Here is a 23,952-nt window from a genome sequence, read left to right as displayed (position 1 = left end):
GCCAGGCCATTTCGAGGAGCACGAACATGAGTCGTCCAGCGTTGCTGTTACTCACCGTCTGCCTGAGCGCTGGCGCCATGGCGGCAGACGTCATCAAAGGTGAACGCAAGGAAACCTTCGGCGATGTCACGGTGCACTACAACACTTTCAACTCGACGTTTCTGACGCCGGACATCGCCAAGGCGGCGGAACTGATCCGCAGCAAGAATCAGGGCGTGATCAATGTCTCGGTGATCAAGGACGGCAAACCGCAGATCGCCAGCGTCACCGGCACGGTCAAGGACCTGACCAGCAACAGCGTGGCGCTGAAATTCCGCCAGGTCACCGAACAGGGCGCGATCTACTACATCGCCCAGTACCCGGTGCCGCAGCAGGAGACCCGCACCTTTGAAATCAAGGTGCAGAACGGCGACAAGATCAACACCATCAATTTCAACCAAGAACTTTTTCCCGGCGAATGATGAACATCAAGCAGCTCGTACTGGCCAGCCATAACGCCGGCAAACTCAAAGAACTCCAGGCCATGCTCGGCGACTCGGTGCAACTGCGCTCGATTGGCGAATGGAGCAAGGTCGAGCCGGAAGAAACCGGCCTGTCGTTCGTCGAGAACGCGATCCTCAAGGCACGCAACGCCGCGCGCATTTCCGGGCTGCCGGCACTGGCCGACGACTCCGGGCTGGCGGTGGATTTCCTCGGCGGTGCGCCGGGCATCTACTCGGCGCGTTATGCCGACGGCCAGGGCGATGCCGCGAACAACGCCAAACTGCTCGACGCGCTGAAAGATGTGCCGGAAGCCGAGCGCGGCGCACAGTTCGTCTGCGTCTTAGCACTGGTGCGCCACGCCGATGATCCGCTGCCGATTCTCTGCGAAGGTCTGTGGCACGGCCGCATCCTCACCGCAGCCAGCGGCGAACACGGCTTCGGTTACGACCCGCTGTTCTGGGTGCCGGAGCGCGACTGCTCCAGCGCCGAGCTGAGCCCGGCCGACAAGAACCAGATCAGCCACCGCGCCCGTGCAATGGATCTGCTGCGCCAGCGTCTGGGCTTGAAATGACCACTGATTCTTCCGCGTCGTCGCTGATCATCGGCGGCGCCGCTTCCTCGCCTCGGGCGCCGCTGCCAACTCTGCCGCCCTTGGCGCTGTACATCCACATCCCGTGGTGTGTGCGCAAATGTCCGTATTGCGATTTCAACTCGCATACCGCCAGCCCGGTGCTGCCGGAGCAGGAGTACGTCGACGCGCTGCTGGCCGATCTCGATCAGGATCTGCATGCGGTGTATGGCCGTGAGCTGACCTCGATTTTCTTCGGTGGTGGGACACCGAGCCTGTTCAGCGCCGACGCCCTAGGGCGTTTGTTGCAGGGCGTCGAGCAGCGCATCCCGTTCGCCGCCGACATTGAAATCACCCTGGAGGCCAATCCAGGCACCTTCGAGCAAGAGAAGTTCGTCGCCTATCGCAAGCTGGGGATCAATCGCCTGTCGATCGGCATCCAGAGCTTTCAGCAGGAAAAGCTTGAGGCCCTCGGCCGTATCCACAACGGTGACGAAGCCGTGCGTGCGGCGGGCATGGCGCGACAGGCCGGGTTCGATAACTTCAACCTCGACTTGATGCACGGCTTGCCCGATCAGTCGCTGGACGATGCCTTGAGCGACCTGCGTCAGGCCATCGCGCTGAAGCCGACGCACATTTCCTGGTATCAGCTGACGCTTGAACCCAACACGGTGTTCTGGAATCAGCCGCCGGTGCTGCCAGAGGACGACACGCTGTGGGACATTCAGGAAGCTGGTCAGGCGCTGCTGGCCGAGCACGGTTACGCGCAATACGAAGTGTCGGCATATGCCCAGCCCGATCGCCCGGCGCGGCATAACCTCAATTACTGGAGCTTCGGCGACTTTATCGGCATCGGCGCGGGAGCCCATGGCAAATTGAGCCACCCGGACGGACGCATCGTCCGCACATGGAAAACCCGCCTGCCGAAGGACTATCTGAATCCAGCGAAGAGCTTTCAGGCTGGCGAGAAATCGCTGAGCAATGACGAGATGCCGTTCGAATTCCTGATGAATGCCCTGCGCCTGACTGCCGGGGTCGAATCGCGTCTGTATCCGGAACGCACCGGACTGTCGCTGGACAGCCTCGCCGAAGGCCGCCGCGAAGCCGAACAAAGCGGCCTGTTGCAGGTCGAACCGTCACGCCTGGCGGCCACCGAACGCGGCCAGCTGTTCCTCAACGACTTGCTGCAACAATTTCTGAACTGACTTCAGCTCAAAGGGAAAACGCATGGATTTGATACTCGACCTGCTGGCCACCGTCTCCCGCTGGAGCCGCAGCAATCTCTCGGAAATCGCTTTGGCGCTGGTCGGTTGCCTGTTGGTGCTGTTCGGCGCCGACTTCAAAGGCTGGGTCGAGCAACGCCTGGGCAGCATCGCCGGCGCCCTGCGCGTGCCCCTGATGGCCCTGCTCTGCCTGATCGGCAGCGGCGCTGCGCTGATCTACGCCACACCGTGGGTGATCAAGGGCCTGAGCCAGTTCAACAACTACAGCCTGGCGCCGGTGCTGCTGGTTGTGCTGGTGCTGATCGGCGTCGTCGCCGACCGCCGCTGATCTTTCAGCACACCCAAAACAACTGTAGGAGTGAGCCTGCTCGCGATTGCGGTCTGACAGTCACCGAAGAGGTTGAATGTCAGACCGCAATCGCGAGCAGGCTCACTCCTACATTTTTACCGCGTGATGCTCAGGACTGTTTTTCGAACTTCAGATCCCACACGCCATGGCCAAGGCGTTCGCCGCGGCGTTCGAACTTGGTGATCGGGCGTTCGGCCGGGCGCGGGACGCATTTGCCGTCTTCGGCGAGGTTGCGGTAGCCCGGGGCGACGTTCATCACTTCCAGCATGTACTCGGCGTACGGTTCCCAGTCGGTGGCCATGTGCAGAATGCCACCGACCTTGAGCTTGCTGCGCACCAGTTCGGCGAACGAGGCCTGGACGATGCGGCGCTTGTGGTGACGGCTCTTGTGCCACGGATCCGGGAAGAACAGCATCAGGCGATCGAGGCTGTTGTCGGCGATGCAGCGGTTGAGCACTTCGATCGCGTCGCAATCGTAGACCCGCAGATTGGTCAGCCCTTGGGTCAGTACGCCATTGAGCAGCGCACCGACACCCGGACGGTGCACTTCAACGCCGATGAAATCCTGCTCCGGCGCCGCCGCGGCCATTTCCAGCAGCGAGTGGCCCATGCCGAAACCGATTTCCAGCGAGCGCGGTGCCGAGCGGCCGAACACCTGGTCGTAATCGACCGGCGCATCGGCCAGCGGCAGCACGTACAGCGGCGCGCCCTGATCCAGACCGCGTTGCTGGCCTTCGGTCATGCGCCCGGCGCGCATCACGAAACTCTTGATGCGGCGGTGTTGGCGCTCGTCGCCTTCGTCCGGCTGGACAGGCGTGTCGTTCGATTCAGTCATCAATGGCTCTTACTTGATCAGACCATCCAGCGGCGAAGAGGCGCTGGCATAAAGTTTTTTCGGCATGCGGCCGGCGAGGTACGCCAGACGGCCGGCGACGATGGCGTGCTGCATGGCTTGCGCCATCATTACCGGTTGCTGGGCGTGAGCGATGGCCGAGTTCATCAGTACGGCGTCGCACCCCAGTTCCATGGCGATGGTCGCGTCGGAAGCCGTACCGACACCGGCATCCACCAGCACCGGAATCTTCGCTTCTTCGAGGATGATCTGCAGGTTGTACGGATTGCAGATACCCAGACCGGAGCCGATCAGACCTGCCAGCGGCATCACCGCGATGCAGCCGATTTCCGCCAGTTGGCGGGCGATGATCGGGTCATCGCTGGTGTAGACCATCACGTCGAAGCCTTCCTTGACCAGGGTTTCGGCGGCCTTGAGGGTTTCGATCACGTTGGGGAACAGGGTCTTCTGGTCAGCCAGCACTTCCAGCTTCACCAGGTTGTGACCGTCGAGCAATTCACGCGCGAGGCGGCAGGTGCGCACGGCTTCGATAGCGTCGTAGCAACCAGCGGTGTTCGGCAGGAAGGTGTAGCGATCCGGCGACAGCACTTCGAGCAGGTTCGGCTCGCCTTCGATCTGGCCCAGGTTGGTGCGGCGCACGGCGAAGGTGACGATCTCGGCACCCGAGGCTTCGATGGCCTGGCGGGTTTCTTCCATGTCACGGTACTTGCCGGTACCGACCAGCAAACGCGACTGGTAAGTACGACCGGCCAGCACAAAAGGCTTGTCGCTACGAACGATGCTCATGGGGAATCCTCTTGAGGGGTGAGGGTCTTGCAGAATTCTTTGCCCTTGCGGGCCGGGACAATCACCCGCCGCCGATGGCGTGGACCACTTCGACGCTGTCGCCGTCATTGAGCGTGGTATCGGCATGCTGGCTGCGCGGAACGATGTCCAGATTGAGCTCGACCGCCACCCGGCGTCCGGTCAGCTCCAGACGGGTGATCAGGCCCGCAACGGTTTCACCGTCGGGCAATTCAAAGGACTCACCGTTCAACTGAATGCGCATGCACAACGCCGCCATCATTTTTAGGGGCTGGCATTCTAGCCCGATCATGACCTAAAGGTCAGTACCAAGCGTCAAGCGGTTAGCTGCAAGCGCCAGGCAGCTAGCCCCAAACATAACCAACCGACCAGAAATGCGAGACCACCAAACGGGGTAATGATGCCTAGCTTGCTGATGCCGGTGGTGGTCAGCAGATACAGGCTGCCGGAGAACAACAGAATGCCGACGCTGAAGGACACGCCGGCCCAAGTAATCAGGCGCCCTTGAATTTGCGTGGCCAGCAGCGCCACCCCGAACAGCGCAAGAGTGTGCACCAATTGATAGGTGACGCCGGTATGGAAAATGGCCAGGTATTCCGGGGTAAGGCGGTTTTTCAGGCCATGGGCGGCGAACGCGCCCAGCGCAACACCGGTGAATCCGAAAAAAGCGGCCAGCATCAAAAAGCCACGCAGCATGGGGAACTCCAGTCAGACGCGATCGGCAGGGTCTGTATAATGGCCCGCTCCACGGGTTCGGCCAAGCCATCTCTATGCTGCGTTCAATTTTCCGTCGTCTCACGAAGGCCCTGCTCTGGTTCGCCGGCGGCAGTGTCTTGCTGGTGCTGGTGTTTCGCTTCGTGCCACCGCCGGTCACGGCGCTGATGGTCGAGCGCAAGGTCGAATCCTGGGTCGACGGTGAGCCGATCGACCTGCAGCGCACCTGGAAACCGTGGAATGAGATCTCCGATGACTTGAAGGTGGCGGTGATTGCCGGCGAGGATCAGAAATTCCCCGAGCACTGGGGCTTCGATCTGCGCGCGATCCAGGCTGCGCTGGCCCACAACGAGCTGGGCGGCTCGATTCGCGGCGCCAGCACCTTGAGCCAGCAAGTGTCGAAAAATCTGTTTTTGTGGTCCGGCCGCAGCTATCTGCGCAAGGGCCTGGAAGCGTGGTTTACCGCGTTGATCGAAGTGTTCTGGCCCAAACAGCGGATTCTTGAGGTGTACCTGAACAGCGTCGAATGGGATGACGGCGTGTTTGGCGCCGAAGCGGCGGCCCGCCATCACTTTGGCGTGGGTGCGAAGTCATTGTCGCGTCAGCAAGCGAGTTATCTGGCTGCCGTTCTGCCCAATCCGCGGGTATGGAGCGCGAGTCACCCGACCGGTTATGTGTCGCGTCGGGCTGGCTGGATTCGGCAGCAGATGAGTCAGTTGGGTGGGGACAGTTATTTGCTGGGGCTGAACGATTCGCGGCGGGCGCCTTGGGCTGAATAACACCGAAGATCTAATGTAGGAGTGAGCCTGCTCGCGATAGCGTTGTGTCAATCAACATCTGCTTTACTGACAAACCGCTATCGCGAGCAGGCTCACTCCTACAGGGGTTTTGTGTGGCAGTCGAAATGAAAACGCCCCGATCATCGCTGATCGGGGCGTTTTTTATTGCCGATGCGCCGGTTACGCGGCGATCGACAACTTGAGCTTGTTCATCGCGCTCTTCTCGAGCTGACGGATTCGCTCGGCCGACACGTTGTACTTCTGCGCCAGGTCGTGCAGCGTGGCCTTCTCTTCCGCCAGCCAGCGCTGGTAGAGGATGTCACGGCTGCGCTCGTCCAGCACTTCCAGTGCTTCGTGCAGGTTGGTGTTGGAGTTGTCGCTCCAGTCGGCATCTTCCAGCTGACGCGCCGGGTCGTACCGGTGGTCTTCCAGGTAGTTGGCCGGCGACTGGAAAGCGCTGTCATCGTCGGCTTCCGCAGCCGGGTCGAAGGCCATGTCATGGCCGGTCAGGCGGCTTTCCATCTCGCGCACTTCACGTGGTTCGACGCCGAGGCTTTCCGCCACACGGTGGACTTCCTCGTTGTTCAGCCACGCCAGACGTTTCTTCTGGCTGCGCAGGTTGAAGAACAGCTTGCGCTGGGCCTTGGTGGTCGCGACTTTCACAATGCGCCAGTTGCGCAGGATGAATTCGTGAATTTCCGCCTTGATCCAGTGCACGGCGAACGACACCAGACGCACACCCATTTCCGGGTTGAAGCGCTTGACGGCCTTCATCAGGCCGACGTTACCTTCCTGGATCAGGTCAGCCTGAGCCAGACCGTAGCCGGAGTAGCTACGGGCAATGTGTACGACAAAACGCAGGTGGGCGAGCACCATCTGCCGAGCCGCCCCCAAATCCTGCTCATAGTAGAGACTCTCGGCCAGTTCACGCTCCTGCTCCGGCGTCAGCAATGGAATGCTGTTGACGGTGTGCACGTAGGCTTCCAGGTTCGCACCCGGAACCAACGCATACGCAGGTTGCAAAGAATTGGTCATACGAAAAAACCTCCCACTCACATACTCGTGCCTCTCGGCACTGCGAAAAATTGACCGGGAACTCAAGTACAAGTTCCCATAAAAACCGCAAGGTCAATCACGCGCAAAAAAGATTCTACTTCGGCGCCAGCTCCCTGAGATGACGTGCGACTGCAATCCATGCACCGATATAACCCAACAGCACCGCGCCAAGCAAGAGCGACAGACCGTCGGCCACTGGCACGCCGGCCAGGGCGAAATCACTGCCGTACAAGCCGGCCAGTCCAACCACCGCATCGTTCAGCCAGTTCAGGCCGAACGCCAATACGCCCCAGGACAACAGCCCTGCACCGAAGCCATACAACGCGCCCATATAAAGGAAAGGGCGGCGCACATAACTGTCAGTGCCGCCGACGAGTTTAATCACTTCTATCTCGGTGCGGCGGTTTTCAATATGAAGACGAATGGTATTGCCTATCACCAAAAGTAATGCAGACACCAACAACACCGTCAGACCGAAGACAAAGCGGTCGCCAAGCTTGAGGATGGCGGCCAGACGCTCGACCCAGACTAGATCAAGTTGTGCCTGTTGTACCTTGGGCAGCTCGGAAAGTTTTTGTCTTAATGCTTCGAGTGTCGGCTTGTCGACTTCGTTCGGTGTCACCAGCACCACACCCGGCAACGGGTTCTCCGGCAACTCACGCAGGGCTTCGCCCAGGCCGGACTGCTGCTGGAACTCTTCCAGCGCCTGATCACGGCCGACATACTCGGCATCGGCTACCCCGGGCATGCCTTTGATCTGCTCGCGCAGCGCTTCGCCCTGTTCCGCGCTGGCATCGAGTTGCAGGTACAGGGAAATCTGCGCCGCGCGCTGCCAGGAACCGCCGAGACGCTCGACGTTGTTGAGCAACAGCGAAAGCCCCATCGGCAGACTCAGCGCAACGGCCATCACCATGCAGGTGAAGAAACTGCCGATCGGCTGCTTGCCGAGACGGCGCAGGCTGTCGAGCAGGCTGGCGCGATGGCTTTCGATCCAGGCGCGGAACAGCGTAGCGAAGTCCGGGCCGTCGTCATCGTCGTGCTTTTTCTTCTTCTGCGGTTGCGGATCAGCGGCTTTCGGGGCCACGCGCTCGGAAACCTTCGGACTGCGTGTCGCACTCATACCCCGGCCTCCCCGTCGCCGATCAAGCGACCGCGTTGCAGGGTCAGCATGCGGTGACGCATGCGCGCGATCAGCGCCAGGTCGTGACTGGCGATCAGCACGCTGGTGCCCAGACGGTTGATGTCTTCGAACACGCCCATGATTTCCGCCGCCAGTCGCGGGTCGAGGTTACCGGTCGGTTCGTCCGCCAGCAGCAAGGCCGGGCGATGGACGATGGCGCGGGCAATGCCGACGCGCTGCTGTTGACCAGTGGACAGGTCGCCCGGGTACAGATCGGTTTTGTCCGACAGCGCCACGCGTTCCAGCGCCGAATCGACGCGCTTGGCGATCTCAGCCTTGGACAGGCCGAGAATCTGCAGCGGCAACGCGACGTTATTGAACACCGTGCGATCGAACAGCAACTGGTGATTCTGGAACACCACGCCGATCTGCCGACGCAGGAACGGGATCTGCGCGTTGCTGATGGTGCTCAGGTCCTGCCCGGCGAGCAGCAGTTTGCCGCTGGTCGGCCGTTCCATTGCCAGCAACAGGCGCAACAGCGTGGATTTACCGGCACCGGAGTGACCGGTGACAAACAAGAACTCGCCACGACGGACTCGAAAGCTCAGCTCATGCAAGCCGACGTGACCGTTCGGGTAGCGTTTACCGACCTGTTCGAAACGAATCATGAACGCTCCCGCTCGGCAAACAGTGCCTGGACAAAGGGTTCGGCTTCAAAGGTGCGCAAATCGTCGATGCCTTCACCGACGCCGATATAGCGGATCGGCAGACCGAACTGCTTGGCCAGGGCGAAAATCACCCCGCCCTTGGCGGTGCCATCGAGCTTGGTCAGCGCCAGACCGGTCAGTTCGACGGTCTGGTTGAACTGCTTGGCCTGGTTGATGGCGTTCTGGCCAGTGCCGGCGTCGAGGACCAGCAGCACTTCGTGCGGCGCGTCGGCGTCGAGCTTGCCGATCACCCGGCGAACCTTTTTCAGTTCTTCCATCAGGTTGTCTTTGGTGTGCAGACGACCGGCGGTGTCGGCGATCAGCACATCAATGCCACGGGCCTTGGCCGCTTGCACGGCATCGAAGATCACCGAAGCCGAGTCGGCGCCGGTGTGCTGGGCGATCACCGGAATCTTGTTGCGCTCGCCCCAGACCTGCAATTGCTCAACAGCTGCGGCACGGAAAGTATCGCCGGCCGCCAGCATGACTTTCTTGCCTTCGAGCTGCAGCTTCTTCGCCAGTTTGCCGATGGTGGTGGTCTTGCCGGCGCCGTTGACGCCAACCACCAGAATCACGAAAGGTTTGTTCTGCGAGGCGATTTTCAGCGGCTGTTCAACCGGCTTGAGCATCGCGGCCAGTTCGGCCTGCAAGGATTTGTACAGAGCGTCGGCGTCGGCCAGTTCCTTGCGCGCAACCTTCTGGGTCAGGCGCTGGATGATCTGCGTGGTGGCCTCGACGCCGACGTCGGCAGTGAGCAGGCGGGTTTCGAGGTCGTCGAGCAGGTCATCGTCGATGGTCTTGCGGCCGAGGAACAGGCTGGCCATGCCCTCGCCGATGCTGGCGCTGGTCTTCGACAGGCCTTGCTTGAGGCGGGCGAAGAAACCGGCTTTGGTTTCTTCGCTGCGCGACGCTTCGACCGGCGTTTCTACAGGGGCTTCGACCGGCACGATCGGAGCGACAACTGGTGCCGCGGCAAGCGGTGCAGGCGCAGGCGCAGGCTCGGACGGCTGGACAACCGGCGCCACTGGCTCGGCAACGACCGGCACTGGCTCGACAACCGGTTCAGGCACAGGCGGCGCAGCCACCTCGGCAACCGGCGCAGGAATCACTGGCGTCACATGGGGCGCTGCTTCTTCGACCAGGGCCACCGGCTCTTCTGCCACCGGCAGGGTCAACCACGGCTCAACGGCGGGCGACAGCGGCAACTCGGCAGCGGTCGGCGTTTCAGGCTCGGCTTCAGCTTCCGGTTGCAGCACCGGTTCGGCGATCGGCAGCACAATCGGCGCCGGCTCTTCTTCTATTGCGGGTGCTGGCGCGGGGGCCGGCTCAGGAATCGCGGGCGGCTGTTCGACGACGGGTTCCTGCGGTTTTTTCCGCAGCCATCCGAACAGGCTTTTCTTCTCGCCAGCCGCAGCTGGGCTCTTCTTGTCGTCGTTGGAACCAAACATGGAGGACGGCTATCTCACGGTAGCGACGCGCCAACAGGGCGCCCCGGCAAATGAATATTCGATGCAGAACAGACTGTGTTTCATCCAGCTTGTTCACGCGCAACATTTTGTCGAGGCGCCGCAGGCACCTCAAGGATCGTTTTTACGATGGTCTAAACCGGCAAAGATCGGCGAAAACGCGGAGTTTAGTGGGAAAAACACAGCTTTGCGCCGCTAACCTAAACAGCCTTATCACACCCTCAGGCCTGATAGGCGTGGTCGCCGGTAAAACGGATCAGTATCCTAGGGCGTGTCATTGATCATTACCAGTACCGCGTGGCCGCCTGAAAACGGGCCAGACAAGGCGCAGGCCGCAGGGAATGTGCTTTCCTTGCCAAGGACTGCAACGCAGTATGGCCCGTTTTCAGGCGCCACCCGGAGGGCCGGGCCTGATAGTGTGCAGGGCTGCGTTGCTCGGAGTTTATTTGGAACAACCAAACCACACTCCTCGCGCCTTGCCCTGCACACTATCAGGCGCCGGCGCGGTACTGGTAATGATCAATGACACGCCCTACCTCTCGCCCGCCGACGCTAAGACCAAGCGGGCAGCCCAACAGGTTGAAAAACGAATGAATGCTCTAGCCCGCCGCGCTGCTGGCCTGCTGCTCAGCGCAGTCTGCCTGCCCCTTTCGGCCCTGGCGGCCGACCCGCAACCGACCCATGAATTCACCCTCGACAACGGCCTCAAGGTCGTCGTGCGCGAAGACCATCGTGCGCCTGTCGTCGTTTCGCAGATCTGGTACAAGGTCGGCTCCAGCTACGAAACCCCGGGCCAGACCGGTTTGTCCCACGCGCTCGAACACATGATGTTCAAGGGCAGCGAAAAAGTCGGCCCCGGCGAAGCCTCGCTGATCCTGCGCGACCTCGGCGCCGAAGAGAATGCCTTCACCAGCGACGACTTCACCGCTTACTACCAGGTGCTGGCCCGCGATCGCCTCGGCGTGGCCTTTGAGCTGGAAGCGGACCGCATGGCCAACCTGCGCCTGCCCGCCGACGAGTTCGCCAAGGAAATCGAAGTCATCAAGGAAGAGCGCCGCCTGCGCACCGATGACAAGCCGATGTCCAAAGCCTACGAGCGCTACAAAGCCATGGCCTACCCGGCCAGCGGCTACCACACGCCGACCATCGGCTGGATGGCGGATCTGGAACGCATGAAAGTCGAAGAACTGCGCCACTGGTACCAATCCTGGTACGCGCCGAACAACGCCACGCTGGTGGTGGTCGGTGACGTCACTCCGGACGAGGTGAAAACCCTCGCCCAGCGCTACTTCGGCCCCGTCGCCAAACGCGAGGTACCACCGGCGAAAAAACCGCTGGAACTGGCCGAGCCCGGCGAACGCCAGATCACCCTGCGCGTGCAAACCCAATTGCCCAGCCTGATGCTCGGCTTCAACGTGCCAAGCATTGCCACGGCTGAAGACAAACGCTCGGTCAACGCCCTGCGCCTGATCTCCGCGCTGCTCGACGGCGGCTACAGCGGACGCATTCCGACGCAATTGGAACGCGGTGAAGAATTGGTCTCCGGCGGTTCGTCGGACTACGACGCCTACACCCGTGGCGACAGCCTGTTCACCCTGTCGGCGACGCCGAACACGCAGAAGAAAAAGACCATCGCTCAGGCTGAAGCCGGTTTGTGGAAACTGCTCGAGCAGCTGAAGACCACCGCACCGTCTGCCGAAGAGCTGGAACGCGTGCGCGCACAGGTCATCGCCGGGCTGGTCTATGAGCGTGATTCGATCACCAGCCAGGCCACCGCCATCGGTCAACTGGAAACAGTCGGGCTGTCATGGAAGCTGATGGACACCGAACTGGCCGATCTGGAAAGCGTGACTCCGCAAGACATCCAGAACGCCGCGAAAAAGTATTTCACCCGCGAACGTCTCAGCGTCGCCCACGTCCTGCCAATGGAGACGACTCATGAGTGAGCGCAAAACCCCACGCCTGATGCTGCTCGGCCTGATTGCTGTCGCGGTGATCGGTTCGGCGGCGGTCTATCTGTCACCTGGCGCCGACAGCCACGCCAGCGAAGCACTGGATAACGCCAAGTCCAGCCAGAAACTGCAATCGCTGGCCGAACTCGACGGCAAGGCCCCGGCCAGCCGCAAGCTCGATGTGCAGACCTGGAACACCGCCGAAGGCGCGAAAGTGCTGTTTGTCGAAGCCCATGAGCTGCCGATGTTCGACATGCGCCTGATCTTCGCCGCCGGCAGCAGTCAGGACGGCAACGTGCCCGGCCTCGCGGTGCTGACCAACGCCATGCTCAACGAAGGCATCGCTGGCAAAGACGTCGGCGCTATTGCCCAGGGTTTTGAGGGCCTTGGGGCCGACTTCGGCAACGGTGCGTTCAAGGACATGGCGCTGGCCTCGCTGCGCAGCCTGAGCGCACCCGAGCAGCGTGAGCCGGCGCTGAAGCTGTTCGCCGAAGTCGTCGGCAAACCGACCTTTCCCGCCGACTCCTTCGCGCGCATCAAGAACCAGTTGCTCGCCGGTTTCGAATACCAGAAACAGAACCCCGGCAAACTCGCCAGCCTCGAGCTGATGAAGCGTCTGTACGGCGAGCATCCATACGCGCATTCCAGCGATGGCAATCCGCAAAGCGTGCCGAAGATCACCGTCGCGCAATTGCGCGAGTTTCACGCCAAGGCCTATGCCGCCGGCAATGCGGTGATTGCGCTGGTCGGCGATCTGTCGCGAGCCGACGCCGAGGCCATCGCCAATCAGGTCTCCTCTGCCCTGCCCAAAGGTCCGGCACTGGCGAAGATCGCTGCGCCGCAGGAACCAAAGGCCAGCATCAACCACATCGAGTTTCCGTCGAAACAGACCAACCTGATGCTCGCGCAACTGGGCATCGATCGTGACGATCCGGATTACGCCGCGCTGTCGCTGGGCAATCAGATCCTCGGTGGCGGCGGGTTCGGCACGCGCCTGATGAGCGAAGTGCGCGAGAAGCGTGGCCTGACCTACGGCGTGTATTCGGCGTTCAGCCCGATGCAGGCCCGTGGCCCGTTCATGATCAACCTGCAGACCCGCGCCGAGATGAGCGAAGGCACCCTGAAACTGGTGCAGGACGTGCTCGCCGACTACCTGAAAACCGGGCCGACACAAAAAGAACTCGACGATGCCAAGCGCGAACTGGCCGGCAGCTTCCCGCTGTCCACCGCGAGCAACGCCGACATCGTTGGCCAGCTCGGCGCCATGGGCTTCTATAATCTGCCGCTGAGCTATCTGGACGACTTCATGCGTCAATCGCAGAGCCTGACTGTGGAGCAGGTCCGTGATGCGCTGAACAAACACCTGAGCACGGAGAAAATGGTCATCGTCACCGCTGGCCCGACCGTGCCGCAAAAGCCGTTACCGGCCCCATCTGATAAACCTGCCGAGCAACCGCTCGGGGTTCCGGAGCATTAATGGCGACTCGATCACCGAAAAAACCTGTGCAAAACGTGCACAACGGCGTGAACCAACTGCGCATCATTGGTGGCCAGTGGCGCAGCCGCAAACTGAGCTTTCCTGACGCGCCGGGCCTGCGCCCGACCCCGGATCGTGTGCGCGAAACCCTGTTCAACTGGCTCGCGCCGTACGTCGAAGGGGCGAAAGTGCTCGACCCGTTCGCCGGCAGCGGCGCGTTGTTTCTCGAAGCGCTGTCCCGCGGCGCGGCCACGGCCCAGGCGCTGGACGCCAGTAACGTTGCGGTATCGAGCCTGAAAGAACACCTCGGCACCCTGCGCTGCAGCAACGGTCAGGTACAAACCGCCGATGCGCTGCGCTACCTGGAAACCCAGACCGCAACGCCGTTCGATCTGGTATTCCTCGACCCGCCGTTCAATCAAAACCTGCTGCCAGCGGTTTGTACTTTGCTGGAAGAGCGCCAATGGCTGGCGGCCGACTCGTGGATCTACACTGAAAGCGAAACCGCGCCGTCGACGTTGGGCCTGCCGGGCAACTGGCGCCTGCATCGCGAACAGAAATCCGGTCGCGTGTACTACGCGTTATGGCAGCGCACGGCGGACATCGCCGGCTGACAAGGTCGCAAGCAACCTGCGGCGAGGGGGCGTGCTTCCTCGCCACAAGCCCATCGAGAATCATCGTGCCCCCTTCGCCAGAACGCTTCATCCCCGCCTTCGGCCTCGGCAATCCTCATCTGCAGACCCTGTGGGGCCCGCTGTGGCGCAAAACCGTGCACATCAAGCGCGAGCGCGAACGCCTGTGGCTCGAGGACGGCGACTTCCTCGACCTCGACTGGCACGGCCCGCACAGTGCCGAGGCGCCGCTGGTGCTGGTGCTGCACGGGCTGACCGGTTCTTCCAATTCACCCTATGTGGCGGGCATCCAAAAGGCTTTGGCCGACCAGGGCTGGGCCAGCGTCGCGCTGAACTGGCGTGGTTGTTCCGGCGAGCCGAATCTGCTGCCGCGCAGCTACCACTCCGGCGCTAGCGAAGACCTTGCCGAAGCCATCCAGCACCTGCGCGCGAAACGTCCGTTGGCACCGTTGTATGCGGTCGGCTATTCCCTGGGCGGCAACGTGCTGCTCAAACACCTCGGCGAAACCGGCAGCCAGAGCGGCGTGCTCGGCGCAGTGGCAGTGTCGGTACCGTTCAGGCTGGATCAGTGCGCGGACCGCATCGGCCAGGGATTCTCGCGGGTATATCAGGCGCACTTCATGCGCGAGATGGTCGCCTACATCAAGAACAAGCAGCGCCAGTTCCAGCATGACGGGCGCGAAGACGGCCTGGCGAAACTGGCCGCACTCGGCTCGCTGGAAAACATGCGCACGTTCTGGGATTTCGATGGCCGGGTCACCGCGCCACTGCATGGTTTCAATGATGCCGAGGATTACTACCGCCGCGCTTCGAGCCGCTACTACCTTGGCGAGATCCGCACGCCGACGCTGATCATTCAGGCGGCGGACGATCCGTTCGTATTTCCCCACAGCCTGCCGCAAGCCGATGAGTTGTCAGCCTGCACTCAGTACGAATTGCAGGCGCGGGGCGGTCATGTCGGCTTCGTCGACGGCTCGCTGCGCCGGCCCGGGTATTACCTGGAGCGGCGCATACCGCAATGGCTCGCTGCAACCAGTCAGTGAACGCCACATATCCCTTGTAGGAGCGAGCCTGCTCGCGATGGCGGTGTGTCAGTCGACGCGATGCTGAACGTGCCGACGCCATCGCGAGCAGGCTCACTCCTACAGGGGGACTCGGTGATTATTCGCCGGTGGCAATGCCGCGCGAAGGCTGATTGATCCATTCGCTCCACGATCCGGCATACAGTGCGCCCAGCGGATAGCCGGCCAGACACAGTGCAAACAGGTTGTGACACGCCGTCACCCCGGATCCGCAGTACGCGACCAGCTCCGACGGCGAGCGATCGCCCAGTTTCGCAGCGAAACGCTGCTTGAGCTGCTCCGCCGGCAGGAATCGTCCGTCACTGCCCAGGTTATCGGTGAACGCCGCACATTGCGCCCCGGGAATGTGCCCGGCGACCGGATCGATCGGTTCCACTTCGCCCTTGAAGCGCGGCAAGGCGCGGGCGTCGAGCAGGGTCAGCGTTGGCTGGGTGAGGCGTTGCTGCAATTGCTCGGCGCTGAGCAGCAGGCTCATGTCCGGCTGACCGCTGAAGTTACCCGGCGTCACGCTCGGCGGATCCAGGCTCAGGGGCAGACCGGCGGCGTGCCAGGCCTTGAGCCCGCCATCGAGAATGAATACGCCGTCGCGCTTGCCCAACCATGCAAGCAACCACCACGCCCGTGCCGCGTAGGCACCCGGGCCGTCATCGTACAAAACCACATCGCTGTCGTTGCTGATGCCCCAGGCTTGCAGGCGTTCGATCAGCGCCGCCGGCTCGGGCAACGGATGACGTCCGGTCACGCCCCTCTCGACCTTACCGCTCAGATCACGCTCCAGATCGGCGAAACTCGCCCCGGCAATGTGCCCTTCGGCATAGCTGCGCTGGCCATAGTCCGGATCTTCAAGGGCGAAACGACAATCGAGAATCACCAGCCCCGGCTGCTCTTTGCGAGCGTCCAAAGCTTGTGGGCTGATCAACTGCGCAATCGACATATCGGGCTCCTGTGGCATTCGGCTGAACGGTTTATTTCACGTCTTCAAGGGCCTGCGCCAGCGGCACATAGAACTCGTCGAACAAAGCATTGACCTCATCACGCGCCTGATCGGTGACAAACCCCGCTTCCAGCACCAGCACCTGATACACGCCGCGCTTCACGGCCTGTTCGCTGAGGTGGTTGGAGTTTTCCCGTGTGGTGCACAGAAAGCGTACCCACGAGGTCAGGATGATCCAGGCGTTGAGGGTCAGCGATTCGATCTGTACGCGGTCCATTTTCAGGATGCCGGCGGCGACGAAGCCTTCGTAGATGGCTGCGCCCTGGATCACGCAACGCTGGGAAAAGCGCCGATAACGCGCGGCCAGTTCCGCATCGCTGTCGAGCAGATGCTCGAGGTCGCGGTGCAGAAACCGGTAGCGCCACATGGCCGAAAGCAGTTCCTTCAAATAGAAACGCTTGTCCTCGACCGTTGCCGGGCGGCCCTGGGGCGGACGCAGAAAGCTGTCTACCAGGGCTTCGTACTCACTGAACAACACGGCGATGATCGCCTGCTTGTTGGGGAAGTGGTAGTACAGGTTGCCCGGAGAAATCTCCATGTGCGCGGCGATGTGGTTGGTGCTGACGCTGCGCTCGCCCTGCTGATTGAACAGCTCCAGGCTGTTCTGAACGATGCGCTCGCTGGTTTTTATTCGTGGGGCCATGGCTTGAGCTTTAATTCAGAGTGCGTAGACGGCGCATCTTACGACCTAACCGGAAATGGATAAAACACTGACGTGCGCGGAAGTCGTTTGACTTTCTAGAGCATCGACTCTAAAAAGTGCTCATTACAACAAAATCCGGAGCCTGCGATGACTGCCGACATTGCCTACCTGCAAACCCTGCAACAACCTGCTGAAACCCTTGACCGGCAGTTCCAGGCGCAACGGGCGGCGTATGCCGCCAACCCGATGCCGCCGGCCGCGCAACGTCAGCAGTGGCTCAAGGCTTTGCGCGACCTGCTCAACGCCGAGCGCCAGGCATTGATAGAGGCGATCAGCGCCGATTTCAGTCACCGCAGCGCCGACGAAACCCTGCTCGCCGAACTGATGCCGAGCCTGCACGGCATTCACTACGCCAGCCGTCATTTGAAGAAATGGATGAAGCCCTCGCGGCGCAAGGTCGGCATGGCGTTCCAGCCGGCTTCGGCGAAAGTGGTCTATCAGCCGCTGGGCGTGGTCGGTGTGATCGTGCCGTGGAACTACCCGCTGTATCTGGCCGTGGGGCCGATGGTCGGCGCGCTGGCGGCGGGCAATCGGGTGATGCTCAAGCTCAGCGAATCGACCCCGGCGACCGGGCTGCTGCTCAAGCAATTGCTCGCGCGGATCTTCCCTGAAGACCTGGTCTGCGTGGTGCTGGGCGAAGCGGATGTCGGCATGGCGTTCTCGCGTCTGCCTTTCGATCATCTGCTGTTCACCGGTTCCACCAGCGTCGGCAAACACGTCATGCGTGCGGCGGCGGAGAACCTGACGCCAGTGACGCTGGAACTGGGCGGCAAGTCGCCGGCCATCGTCTCCAGAGACGTGCCATTGAAGGACGCCGCCGAACGCATCGCCTTCGGTAAAACCCTCAACGCCGGGCAGACCTGTGTCGCCCCCGACTATGTGCTGGTGCCGGAAGACCGCGTCGGCGCTTTCGTCGAGGCCTATCGTCAGGCCGTAAAAGGCTTTTACCCGACCCTGGCGGACAACGCCGACTACACGGCAATCATCAACGAACGCCAGTTGGCGAGGCTCAATGCTTACATCAGCGACGCGACCAGCAAGGGCGCGCTGCTGATCCCGTTGTTCGAACAAGGCCAGGGCCGGCGCATGCCGCACAGCGTCCTGCTGAATGTCAGCGACGAGATGAGCGTGATGCAGGACGAAATCTTCGGCCCGCTGCTGCCGATCGTGCCTTATCGCGATCTGGAGCAGGCATTCGCTTACATCAATCAGCGCCCTCGTCCTCTGGCTCTTTACTACTTTGGCTACGACAAGCGCGAACAGCATCGCGTGCTGCACGAGACCCATTCCGGCGGTGTGTGCCTGAACGACACCCTGTTGCACGTCGCCCAGGACGATATGCCCTTCGGTGGCATCGGTCCGTCAGGCATGGGCCATTACCACGGCCATGAAGGTTTCCTGACCTTCAGCAAGGCCAAAGGCGTGTTGATCAAACAGCGGTTCAACGCGGCCCGGTTGATCTACCCGCCATATGGCACGTCGATTCAGAAACTGATTCAGAAACTGTTCATCCGCTAAATGCTGTCGACCCGGGTAATAACAACAATGCACCCAAGCCTGACTGAAACACCCGCCCTGTCGCGCCGTGGCCTGCTGAAATTCAGCCTCGGCGCCACGGCGTTTCTCGCCACCGCCGGCCTTGGCGCCAGCCTGACTGGCTGCTCGTCGAGCGTCAGCGCCAACGGCTTTGTCAGTTTGCGCGACGGCGATCTGCTGTTTCTGCGCGCGCTTATCCCGGTGATGCTCGACGGTGCTGTGGCGGCGGAGAAAATGCCCGCAGCGGTCGACGGCACACTGAAGTCGCTGGACTACAGCCTCGATCACCTGTCGCCGGAAATGCTCAAGCTCACTCGACAGCTGTTCGATGTGCTCGGCATGGCCGTGACCCGTGGGCCGCTGACCGGAATCTGGGGCAACTGGGAAAACGCCAGTCCCGACGCGATGCGGCAGTTCCTTGAACGCTGGGAGAACAGTTCCCTGAGCCTGCTGCGCATGGGCCACAGCTCGTTGCAGCAGATGGTGATGATGGCCTGGTACACCCGCGCCGAATCCTGGGCGCATTGCGGTTATCCCGGGCCGCCTAAAGTTTGAGATCGGCGTCGCGCCCTTCGCGAGCAGGCTCGCTCCCACAGGAAAATGCATTTCAAATGTGGGAGCGAGCCTGCTCGCGAAGAGGTCGGCCGCCACACCGCCGCATCCAAAATAATAAAGAGAACCTGATCGATGCCCGTACCCGACCCCTTCCGCGAAGGCCTCGCCCGAGGCTGGAAAACCTACAACGGCGCGCAACTGAGCGACGACCTCACCCTCCAAGCCGATGTGGCGATCATCGGCAGCGGCGCCGGCGGCGGCACCACAGCGGAAATCCTCAGCGCAGCCGGCTACAAAGTCCTGCTGATCGAAGAAGGCCCGCTGAAAACCAGTTCGGATTTCAAACTGCTCGAGGACGAGGCCTACAGCAGCCTGTATCAGGAAGGCATCGGGCGGATGAGCAAGGACGGCGCAATCACTATCCTGCAGGGCCGCGCAGTCGGCGGCACGACACTGATCAACTGGACCTCAAGCTTTCGCACACCCGAACCGACCCTCGAACACTGGGCCAGGGAACACAACGTCAAAGGCCATAGCCCGGCAGAGATGGCGCCGTGGTTCGAAAAAATGGAGCAGCGCCTCGGCGTCGCCCCATGGATGGTGCCGCCTAACGCCAACAACGACGTGATCCGCAAAGGCTGCGAGCAACTCGGCTACAGCTGGCACGTGATCCCGCGCAATGTGCGTGGCTGCTGGAACCTCGGCTATTGCGGCATGGGCTGCCCGAGCAACGCCAAGCAATCGATGATGGTCACGACCATCCCGGCGACGCTGGAAAAGGGCGGCGAGCTGCTGTATCTGGCGCGGGTGGAGAAGCTGCTGATCAGCGGCGACAAGGTTACCGGGCTGCATTGCGTGGCAATGGACGAACGCTGCGTCGAGCCGACCGGGCGCAGCATTACGGTCAAGGCGCGGCATTACGTGCTGGCCGGCGGCGGCATCAACAGCCCGGCGTTGCTGCTGCGCTCGGACGCGCCGGATCCGCATGCGTGCCTGGGCAAGCGTACCTTCCTGCATCCGGTGAACATGTCCGCCGCGCGTTTCGCCGAGGTGGTCAATCCGTTTTACGGCGCGCCGCAGTCCATCTATTCCGACCATTTCCAGTGGAAGGACGGCACCACCGGCCCGATGGCTTTCAAGCTCGAAGTACCACCGCTGCACCCGGCGCTGGCGGCGACGCTGCTCGGCGGTTTCGGCCGCGAGAACGCGCAACACATGGCCGACCTGCCGCACACCCACGCCATGCTGGCGCTGCTGCGCGACGGCTTTCACCCGGACAGCAGCGGTGGCTCGGTGGAACTGCGCGGCGACGGCTCGCCAGTGCTCGACTATCAGGTCTCGCAGTACGCCTGGGACGGTTTGCGCCAGGCCTTTCACGTTATGGCGGAAATCCAGTTCGCCGGCGGCGCGCAAGCGGTGATGCCGATGCATGCCGACGGTCGCTATGTGAAGACACTGTCTGGGGCCCGCTCGCTGATCGATGGATTGAGCCTGGAGTTGTACCGCACGCGACTGGGCAGTGCCCACGTCATGGGCGGTTGTGCGATGGGTGAAGATCCGAACAGTGCGGTCGCCGACAGCCTCGGTCGCCATCACCAGCTCAGTAATCTGTCGATCCACGACGGCTCGCTGTTCCCCACCAGCATCGGTGCCAACCCGCAGCTGTCGGTGTATGGCCTGACCGCGCAACTGGCAACGGCCCTGGCGGATCGACTGAAAAATCCATGAAAAAGCAGCCTGTTCCTATCGTCTATAGTGCTTTCTTACCGAACAGGCGACTTGGCCGACCGGGAAGGCTGCGATACCATCCGACTCCCCAACGGACTCCCGCCAGGACGACGCGATGAACCGAGTGTTGTACCCAGGTACCTTCGACCCTATTACCAAGGGCCATGGCGATCTGGTCGAACGCGCCTCGCGCCTGTTCGATCACGTGATCATAGCGGTCGCCGCCAGCCCGAAAAAGAACCCGCTGTTCCCGCTGGAACAACGGGTCGAACTGGCTCGCGAGGTCACCAGACACCTGCCGAACGTGGAAGTGGTCGGTTTCTCGACGCTGCTTGCGCATTTCGCCAAAGAGCAGAACGCCAATGTGTTCCTGCGTGGTCTGCGCGCGGTGTCGGACTTCGAATACGAATTCCAGCTGGCCAACATGAACCGTCAACTGGCGCCGGATGTGGAGAGCCTGTTTCTCACACCGTCCGAGCGTTATTCGTTCATTTCCTCGACGCTGGTGCGGGAAATTGCTGCGCTGGGCGGTGATATTAGCAAGTTCGTCCACCCGGCCGTGGCCGACGCACTGACCCTACGCTTCAAAAAGTAGGAGCTGTCGAAGGCTGCGATCTCTGTTTTGCAGCCCTTGATCGCCCCCGCGTGCACTGCGCTCGCCAATGCGGCACAATTGCGCGCATTGATTTATAGCGCCCGGGCCTGCTGCCCCGGCTGGAGTTAGCATGTCCCTGATCATCACCGACGATTGCATCAACTGCGACGTCTGCGAACCCGAGTGCCCGAACGCCGCCATTTCCCAAGGCGAAGAGATCTACGTGATCGACCCGAACCTGTGCACCCAGTGCGTCGGCCACTATGACGAACCGCAGTGCCAGCAGGTCTGCCCGGTGGATTGCATTCCACTGGACGAAGCCCATCCGGAGACTGAAGAGCAGTTGATGGAGAAATACCGCAAGATCACCGGCAAGGCCTGATCTCTTCGGTGCCCGTCTGGCCCTCTTCGCGAGCAGGCTCGCTCCCACATTTTGCAATGCATTCCCCTGTGGGAGCGAGCCTGCTCGCGAATGGGCCATCAGCCACACCGCTGAAATCCGATCAGCTCACTCGCGCTGTTCGAACCCCTCCCCCGTACACCCCAGACACCGCACAAACGCTGCTTTCGCCGGGTCGACCACCAGCGCCTGTCCGGCATCGCCAACACCGCCACCCAGCGCGGTAAACGGCAGCGACACCACAAACGCTCCCGCACCGATCACCGTCGCCACCACCAGCAAGGGTCGAGCAATCAGCAGGTCGCCGAGCATGGCGTACGCCGGGGGATTCTGGATGGTGTAACGGGGGTCACCGCTGCCGCTTTCCGAGGCCTGAACGAGCAGGCTGGAACACAGCAGCAGCGTGACGAAGAAGACTTGCAGGACTTTCATGGCACGATCCTTCGGGCTGAACAGTGAGACTTCTCACTATAGACCCAAGGATTTTTCAGGTCTGGCAGCGCGGGCAAAACACGCTGGCGCGCTGGCCAAGCTTCACTTCGCGCAGGCCGGTGCCGCAGACCTTGCAGTGCTGACCACCCCGACCATAAACAAACAGCTCCTGCTGGAAGTATCCCGGCTGACCGTCACCGCCAATGAAATCGCGCAATGTCGTGCCGCCCCGCTCGATGGCAGCGGCAAGGATGCGTTTGATTTCGATCGCCAGTTTCAGATAACGCCCGCGGGAAATGCCCCCCGCTTCGCGGCGCGGATCGATACCGGCGGCGAACAGCGCTTCGGTCGCGTAAATATTGCCGACTCCGACCACCACCGCGTTGTCCATGATGAACGGCTTGACCGCCATCGCGCGGCCGCGTGACAGCTGGAACAAGCGCTCGCCATCGAACAGATCAGTCAGCGGCTCCGGCCCGAGGCGAATCAGCAGCTCGTGATTGAGCGGGTCGGTGCTCCACAGCATCGCGCCGAACCGTCGCGGATCGGTGTAACGCAGGGCCAGTCCCGATTCCAGTTCGATGTCGACGTGTTCGTGCTTCAACGCCGGCAACCCCGCCTCGACCAGGCGCATATTGCCCGACATGCCCAAGTGACTGATCAGCGTGCCGATCTCGGCGTTGATCAACAGATACTTGGCCCGCCGCTCGACCAGCACGATGCGCTGCCCGGACAGGCGCACATCGAGGTCTTCCGGGATCGGCCAGCGCAGGCGCCGGTCGCGGACGATGACCCGGCTGACCCGTTGGCCCTCAAGGTGCGGGGCAATTCCGCGACGGGTTGTTTCGACTTCCGGCAGTTCAGGCATGGTGTCCTCGGATCAATGCGCGCCGAGGTCGCGAATTGTTTGTTTGAGCGTTTCGAAGTCGTAGTCCGACAGACCGACGTAATCCAGCACCAGCGGGCCAACGGCATTCCACTCGAAATCTTCGCTCTGGTTGCCGAGCACCCGATACGAGGCGCAGATGTGCTCGGCCATTTTCAGGATCGCCAGGAGATTTTTCAGTTGGCTGTTCTTCGACGATTCATCGTTGAAAATCGCCAGCGCGTTGTGGTGGTTGGCGATGGCGGCGCTGACATGTTCCGGCAGGCGCCAGGACTTGGCGGTGTAGTAACCGACCACGGCGTGGTTGGTGTTGAATACGCGGTTTTCCGTATCCACCACACGGCAGTCCGGGCTGGCGCTGGCGTAAGCCTCTTCCAGCACGGTCATGTAATTGGGGAAGCGCTGCAGCATCAACGGCACGCCGCAATCGTGGAACAGGCCCAACGCATAGGCTTCATCACCGGCCTGGGTGCCGATGCGCTTGGCCAGGGTCAGGCAGGTCATCGCCACATCCTGCGCGGTGTCCCAGAAACGGTTAAGGGTGACGATGGTGTCGTCGTTCATCTCGCCCTTGATCGACTGCGCGTTGATCAGGTTGATGATCGAACGGCTGCCCAACAGGTTCACCGCCCGCTGGATCGAGGTGATCTTGTTGCTCAGGCCGTAATACGGCGAGTTGACGATTTTCAGCAGCGCGCCGGACAGGCCGGGATCCTGGGAGATCAGTTTGGCGATCACCTCCAGGTCCGGGTCGGGCATGTACTGCTCCATTTGCAGATCCACCATGATCTGCGGTTGCGCCGGCACACTGATGCCTTGCAGCGATTGTTGAATCTGTTCGGTGGTCAGCTCTTGGGA

At 61.7% G+C, this 23,952-nt stretch carries 28 protein-coding genes; 15 read left to right on the top strand and 13 right to left on the bottom strand.

The annotated features are described in order from the left end of the window. Positions 1–26: 26 nt before the first annotated feature. Genes QRN33_RS08940 through QRN33_RS08925 form a run of 4 tightly spaced genes read left to right on the top strand, consistent with a single transcriptional unit; the run spans position 27 to position 2,602 of the window. The gene (locus QRN33_RS08940; protein ID WP_123417806.1) at positions 27–461 is read left to right on the top strand and encodes a DUF4426 domain-containing protein; all 435 of its coding nucleotides are present in this window, start codon (positions 27–29) and stop codon (positions 459–461) included. Next, positions 458–1,054 carry an RdgB/HAM1 family non-canonical purine NTP pyrophosphatase gene (gene rdgB / locus QRN33_RS08935; RefSeq protein ID WP_042606560.1) on the top strand — a complete coding sequence of 199 codons (597 nt, stop codon included), beginning with the start codon at positions 458–460 and terminating at the stop codon, positions 1,052–1,054. The genes QRN33_RS08940 and rdgB overlap by 4 nt, the downstream gene beginning before the upstream one ends. Continuing rightward, positions 1,051–2,256: a radical SAM family heme chaperone HemW gene (gene hemW, locus QRN33_RS08930; RefSeq protein ID WP_285408111.1), complete on the top strand. Its 1,206-nt coding sequence runs from the start codon at positions 1,051–1,053 to the stop codon at positions 2,254–2,256. Before rdgB ends, hemW begins: the two co-directional genes overlap by 4 nt. A 22-nt stretch (positions 2,257–2,278) precedes the next feature. Then, positions 2,279–2,602, top strand: a complete 324-nt coding sequence (locus QRN33_RS08925; RefSeq protein ID WP_008083808.1) for a DUF3392 domain-containing protein — start codon at positions 2,279–2,281, stop codon at positions 2,600–2,602. Positions 2,603–2,732: 130 nt separating this feature from the next. Here the strand turns inward: QRN33_RS08925 and trmB are convergent, their stop codons facing one another. From trmB to QRN33_RS08905, 4 genes are all read right to left on the bottom strand, one after another. Beyond that, positions 2,733–3,458 carry a tRNA (guanosine(46)-N7)-methyltransferase TrmB gene (gene trmB / locus QRN33_RS08920; protein ID WP_042606558.1) on the bottom strand — a complete coding sequence of 242 codons (726 nt, stop codon included), beginning with the start codon at positions 3,456–3,458 and terminating at the stop codon, positions 2,733–2,735. 9 nt (positions 3,459–3,467) lie between these two features. After that, positions 3,468–4,262, bottom strand: coding sequence for a thiazole synthase (locus tag QRN33_RS08915; RefSeq protein WP_007964131.1), 795 nt, complete (start codon positions 4,260–4,262; stop codon positions 3,468–3,470). Between the two features lie 61 nt (positions 4,263–4,323). Then, positions 4,324–4,524 carry a sulfur carrier protein ThiS gene (thiS, locus tag QRN33_RS08910; RefSeq protein ID WP_042606691.1) on the bottom strand — a complete coding sequence of 67 codons (201 nt, stop codon included), beginning with the start codon at positions 4,522–4,524 and terminating at the stop codon, positions 4,324–4,326. A 71-nt stretch (positions 4,525–4,595) separates the two neighbouring features. Beyond that, the gene (locus QRN33_RS08905; RefSeq protein ID WP_123417803.1) at positions 4,596–4,976 is read right to left on the bottom strand and encodes a DUF423 domain-containing protein; all 381 of its coding nucleotides are present in this window, start codon (positions 4,974–4,976) and stop codon (positions 4,596–4,598) included. Between the two features lie 74 nt (positions 4,977–5,050). Between QRN33_RS08905 and mtgA the strand changes: the two genes are divergently transcribed. Beyond that, positions 5,051–5,773, top strand: a complete 723-nt coding sequence (gene mtgA / locus QRN33_RS08900; protein WP_042606556.1) for a monofunctional biosynthetic peptidoglycan transglycosylase — start codon at positions 5,051–5,053, stop codon at positions 5,771–5,773. 180 nt (positions 5,774–5,953) lie between these two features. On the opposite strand, the gene rpoH is transcribed toward mtgA, so the two are convergent. The 4 genes from rpoH to ftsY form a co-directional block, all read right to left on the bottom strand. After that, the gene (gene rpoH / locus QRN33_RS08895; RefSeq protein ID WP_016772717.1) at positions 5,954–6,808 is read right to left on the bottom strand and encodes an RNA polymerase sigma factor RpoH; all 855 of its coding nucleotides are present in this window, start codon (positions 6,806–6,808) and stop codon (positions 5,954–5,956) included. A 115-nt stretch (positions 6,809–6,923) separates the two neighbouring features. Further along, on the bottom strand, positions 6,924–7,949 hold the full coding sequence (gene ftsX, locus QRN33_RS08890) for a permease-like cell division protein FtsX (RefSeq protein ID WP_042606555.1): 1,026 nt from the start codon (positions 7,947–7,949) through the stop codon (positions 6,924–6,926). Then, a complete protein-coding gene (gene ftsE / locus QRN33_RS08885; RefSeq protein WP_003229148.1) occupies positions 7,946–8,617 on the bottom strand; it encodes a cell division ATP-binding protein FtsE in 672 nt (223 codons plus the stop codon). The genes ftsX and ftsE overlap by 4 nt, the downstream gene beginning before the upstream one ends. Continuing rightward, complete coding sequence (ftsY, locus tag QRN33_RS08880) at positions 8,614–10,104, bottom strand: signal recognition particle-docking protein FtsY (protein WP_285408103.1); 1,491 nt, start codon at positions 10,102–10,104, stop codon at positions 8,614–8,616. Before ftsY ends, ftsE begins: the two co-directional genes overlap by 4 nt. Here ftsY and QRN33_RS08875 point away from each other — a divergent pair. From QRN33_RS08875 to QRN33_RS08855, 5 genes are all read left to right on the top strand, one after another. Further along, a complete protein-coding gene (locus QRN33_RS08875; protein ID WP_285408101.1) occupies positions 10,103–10,321 on the top strand; it encodes a hypothetical protein in 219 nt (72 codons plus the stop codon). The genes ftsY and QRN33_RS08875 overlap by 2 nt on opposite strands. Before the next feature lie 391 nt (positions 10,322–10,712). Beyond that, complete coding sequence (locus QRN33_RS08870) at positions 10,713–12,068, top strand: M16 family metallopeptidase (RefSeq protein ID WP_064364743.1); 1,356 nt, start codon at positions 10,713–10,715, stop codon at positions 12,066–12,068. Beyond that, positions 12,061–13,551 carry a M16 family metallopeptidase gene (locus QRN33_RS08865; RefSeq protein WP_285408099.1) on the top strand — a complete coding sequence of 497 codons (1,491 nt, stop codon included), beginning with the start codon at positions 12,061–12,063 and terminating at the stop codon, positions 13,549–13,551. Before QRN33_RS08870 ends, QRN33_RS08865 begins: the two co-directional genes overlap by 8 nt. Beyond that, the gene (gene rsmD / locus QRN33_RS08860; RefSeq protein ID WP_042606551.1) at positions 13,551–14,165 is read left to right on the top strand and encodes a 16S rRNA (guanine(966)-N(2))-methyltransferase RsmD; all 615 of its coding nucleotides are present in this window, start codon (positions 13,551–13,553) and stop codon (positions 14,163–14,165) included. The genes QRN33_RS08865 and rsmD overlap by 1 nt, the downstream gene beginning before the upstream one ends. A 65-nt stretch (positions 14,166–14,230) precedes the next feature. Continuing rightward, positions 14,231–15,226: a hydrolase gene (locus QRN33_RS08855; protein ID WP_285408096.1), complete on the top strand. Its 996-nt coding sequence runs from the start codon at positions 14,231–14,233 to the stop codon at positions 15,224–15,226. Between the two features lie 118 nt (positions 15,227–15,344). Here QRN33_RS08855 and QRN33_RS08850 read toward each other — a convergent pair whose 3' ends face one another. Together QRN33_RS08850 and QRN33_RS08845 are read right to left on the bottom strand one after the other, a co-directional pair. Continuing rightward, positions 15,345–16,199 carry a sulfurtransferase gene (locus QRN33_RS08850; protein WP_227973251.1) on the bottom strand — a complete coding sequence of 285 codons (855 nt, stop codon included), beginning with the start codon at positions 16,197–16,199 and terminating at the stop codon, positions 15,345–15,347. A 31-nt stretch (positions 16,200–16,230) separates the two neighbouring features. Then, positions 16,231–16,902, bottom strand: coding sequence for a TetR/AcrR family transcriptional regulator (locus QRN33_RS08845; protein WP_016772708.1), 672 nt, complete (start codon positions 16,900–16,902; stop codon positions 16,231–16,233). Between the two features lie 147 nt (positions 16,903–17,049). On the opposite strand from QRN33_RS08845, the gene QRN33_RS08840 reads away from it, so the two are divergent. The 5 genes from QRN33_RS08840 to QRN33_RS08820 all read left to right on the top strand — a co-directional run bounded on the left by QRN33_RS08840 (position 17,050) and on the right by QRN33_RS08820 (position 21,758). Further along, positions 17,050–18,480, top strand: coding sequence for a coniferyl aldehyde dehydrogenase (locus tag QRN33_RS08840; protein WP_285408093.1), 1,431 nt, complete (start codon positions 17,050–17,052; stop codon positions 18,478–18,480). Between the two features lie 27 nt (positions 18,481–18,507). Next, positions 18,508–19,053, top strand: a complete 546-nt coding sequence (locus QRN33_RS08835) for a twin-arginine translocation pathway signal protein (protein ID WP_123417794.1) — start codon at positions 18,508–18,510, stop codon at positions 19,051–19,053. 132 nt (positions 19,054–19,185) lie between these two features. Next, positions 19,186–20,781, top strand: a complete 1,596-nt coding sequence (locus QRN33_RS08830) for a GMC family oxidoreductase (protein WP_285408090.1) — start codon at positions 19,186–19,188, stop codon at positions 20,779–20,781. 115 nt (positions 20,782–20,896) lie between these two features. Next, on the top strand, positions 20,897–21,376 hold the full coding sequence (gene coaD, locus QRN33_RS08825; RefSeq protein ID WP_042606545.1) for a pantetheine-phosphate adenylyltransferase: 480 nt from the start codon (positions 20,897–20,899) through the stop codon (positions 21,374–21,376). A 130-nt stretch (positions 21,377–21,506) separates the two neighbouring features. Then, positions 21,507–21,758, top strand: a complete 252-nt coding sequence (locus QRN33_RS08820; protein ID WP_003195146.1) for a YfhL family 4Fe-4S dicluster ferredoxin — start codon at positions 21,507–21,509, stop codon at positions 21,756–21,758. Between the two features lie 126 nt (positions 21,759–21,884). Here QRN33_RS08820 and QRN33_RS08815 read toward each other — a convergent pair whose 3' ends face one another. From QRN33_RS08815 to QRN33_RS08805, 3 genes are read right to left on the bottom strand one after another with little or no spacing between them, the layout of a single operon-like run. Then, positions 21,885–22,208 (bottom strand): hypothetical protein, encoded by a 324-nt coding sequence (locus QRN33_RS08815; protein ID WP_042606544.1) that lies wholly within the window; start codon positions 22,206–22,208, stop codon positions 21,885–21,887. Between the two features lie 55 nt (positions 22,209–22,263). After that, positions 22,264–23,076, bottom strand: a complete 813-nt coding sequence (gene mutM, locus QRN33_RS08810) for a bifunctional DNA-formamidopyrimidine glycosylase/DNA-(apurinic or apyrimidinic site) lyase (protein WP_285408086.1) — start codon at positions 23,074–23,076, stop codon at positions 22,264–22,266. A gap of 12 nt (positions 23,077–23,088) precedes the next feature. Beyond that, positions 23,089–23,901, bottom strand: a complete 813-nt coding sequence (locus tag QRN33_RS08805) for an HDOD domain-containing protein (protein ID WP_172667857.1) — start codon at positions 23,899–23,901, stop codon at positions 23,089–23,091. Between the last annotated feature and the right edge of the window lie 51 nt (positions 23,902–23,952).

The organism is Pseudomonas sp. FR229a (assembly GCF_030209115.1).
Taxonomy (GTDB): Bacteria; Pseudomonadota; Gammaproteobacteria; order Pseudomonadales; family Pseudomonadaceae; genus Aquipseudomonas; species Aquipseudomonas moraviensis_A.
Note: the sequence above shows the minus strand (reverse complement) of the source record. Positions and strands in the feature narration are given on the sequence as shown.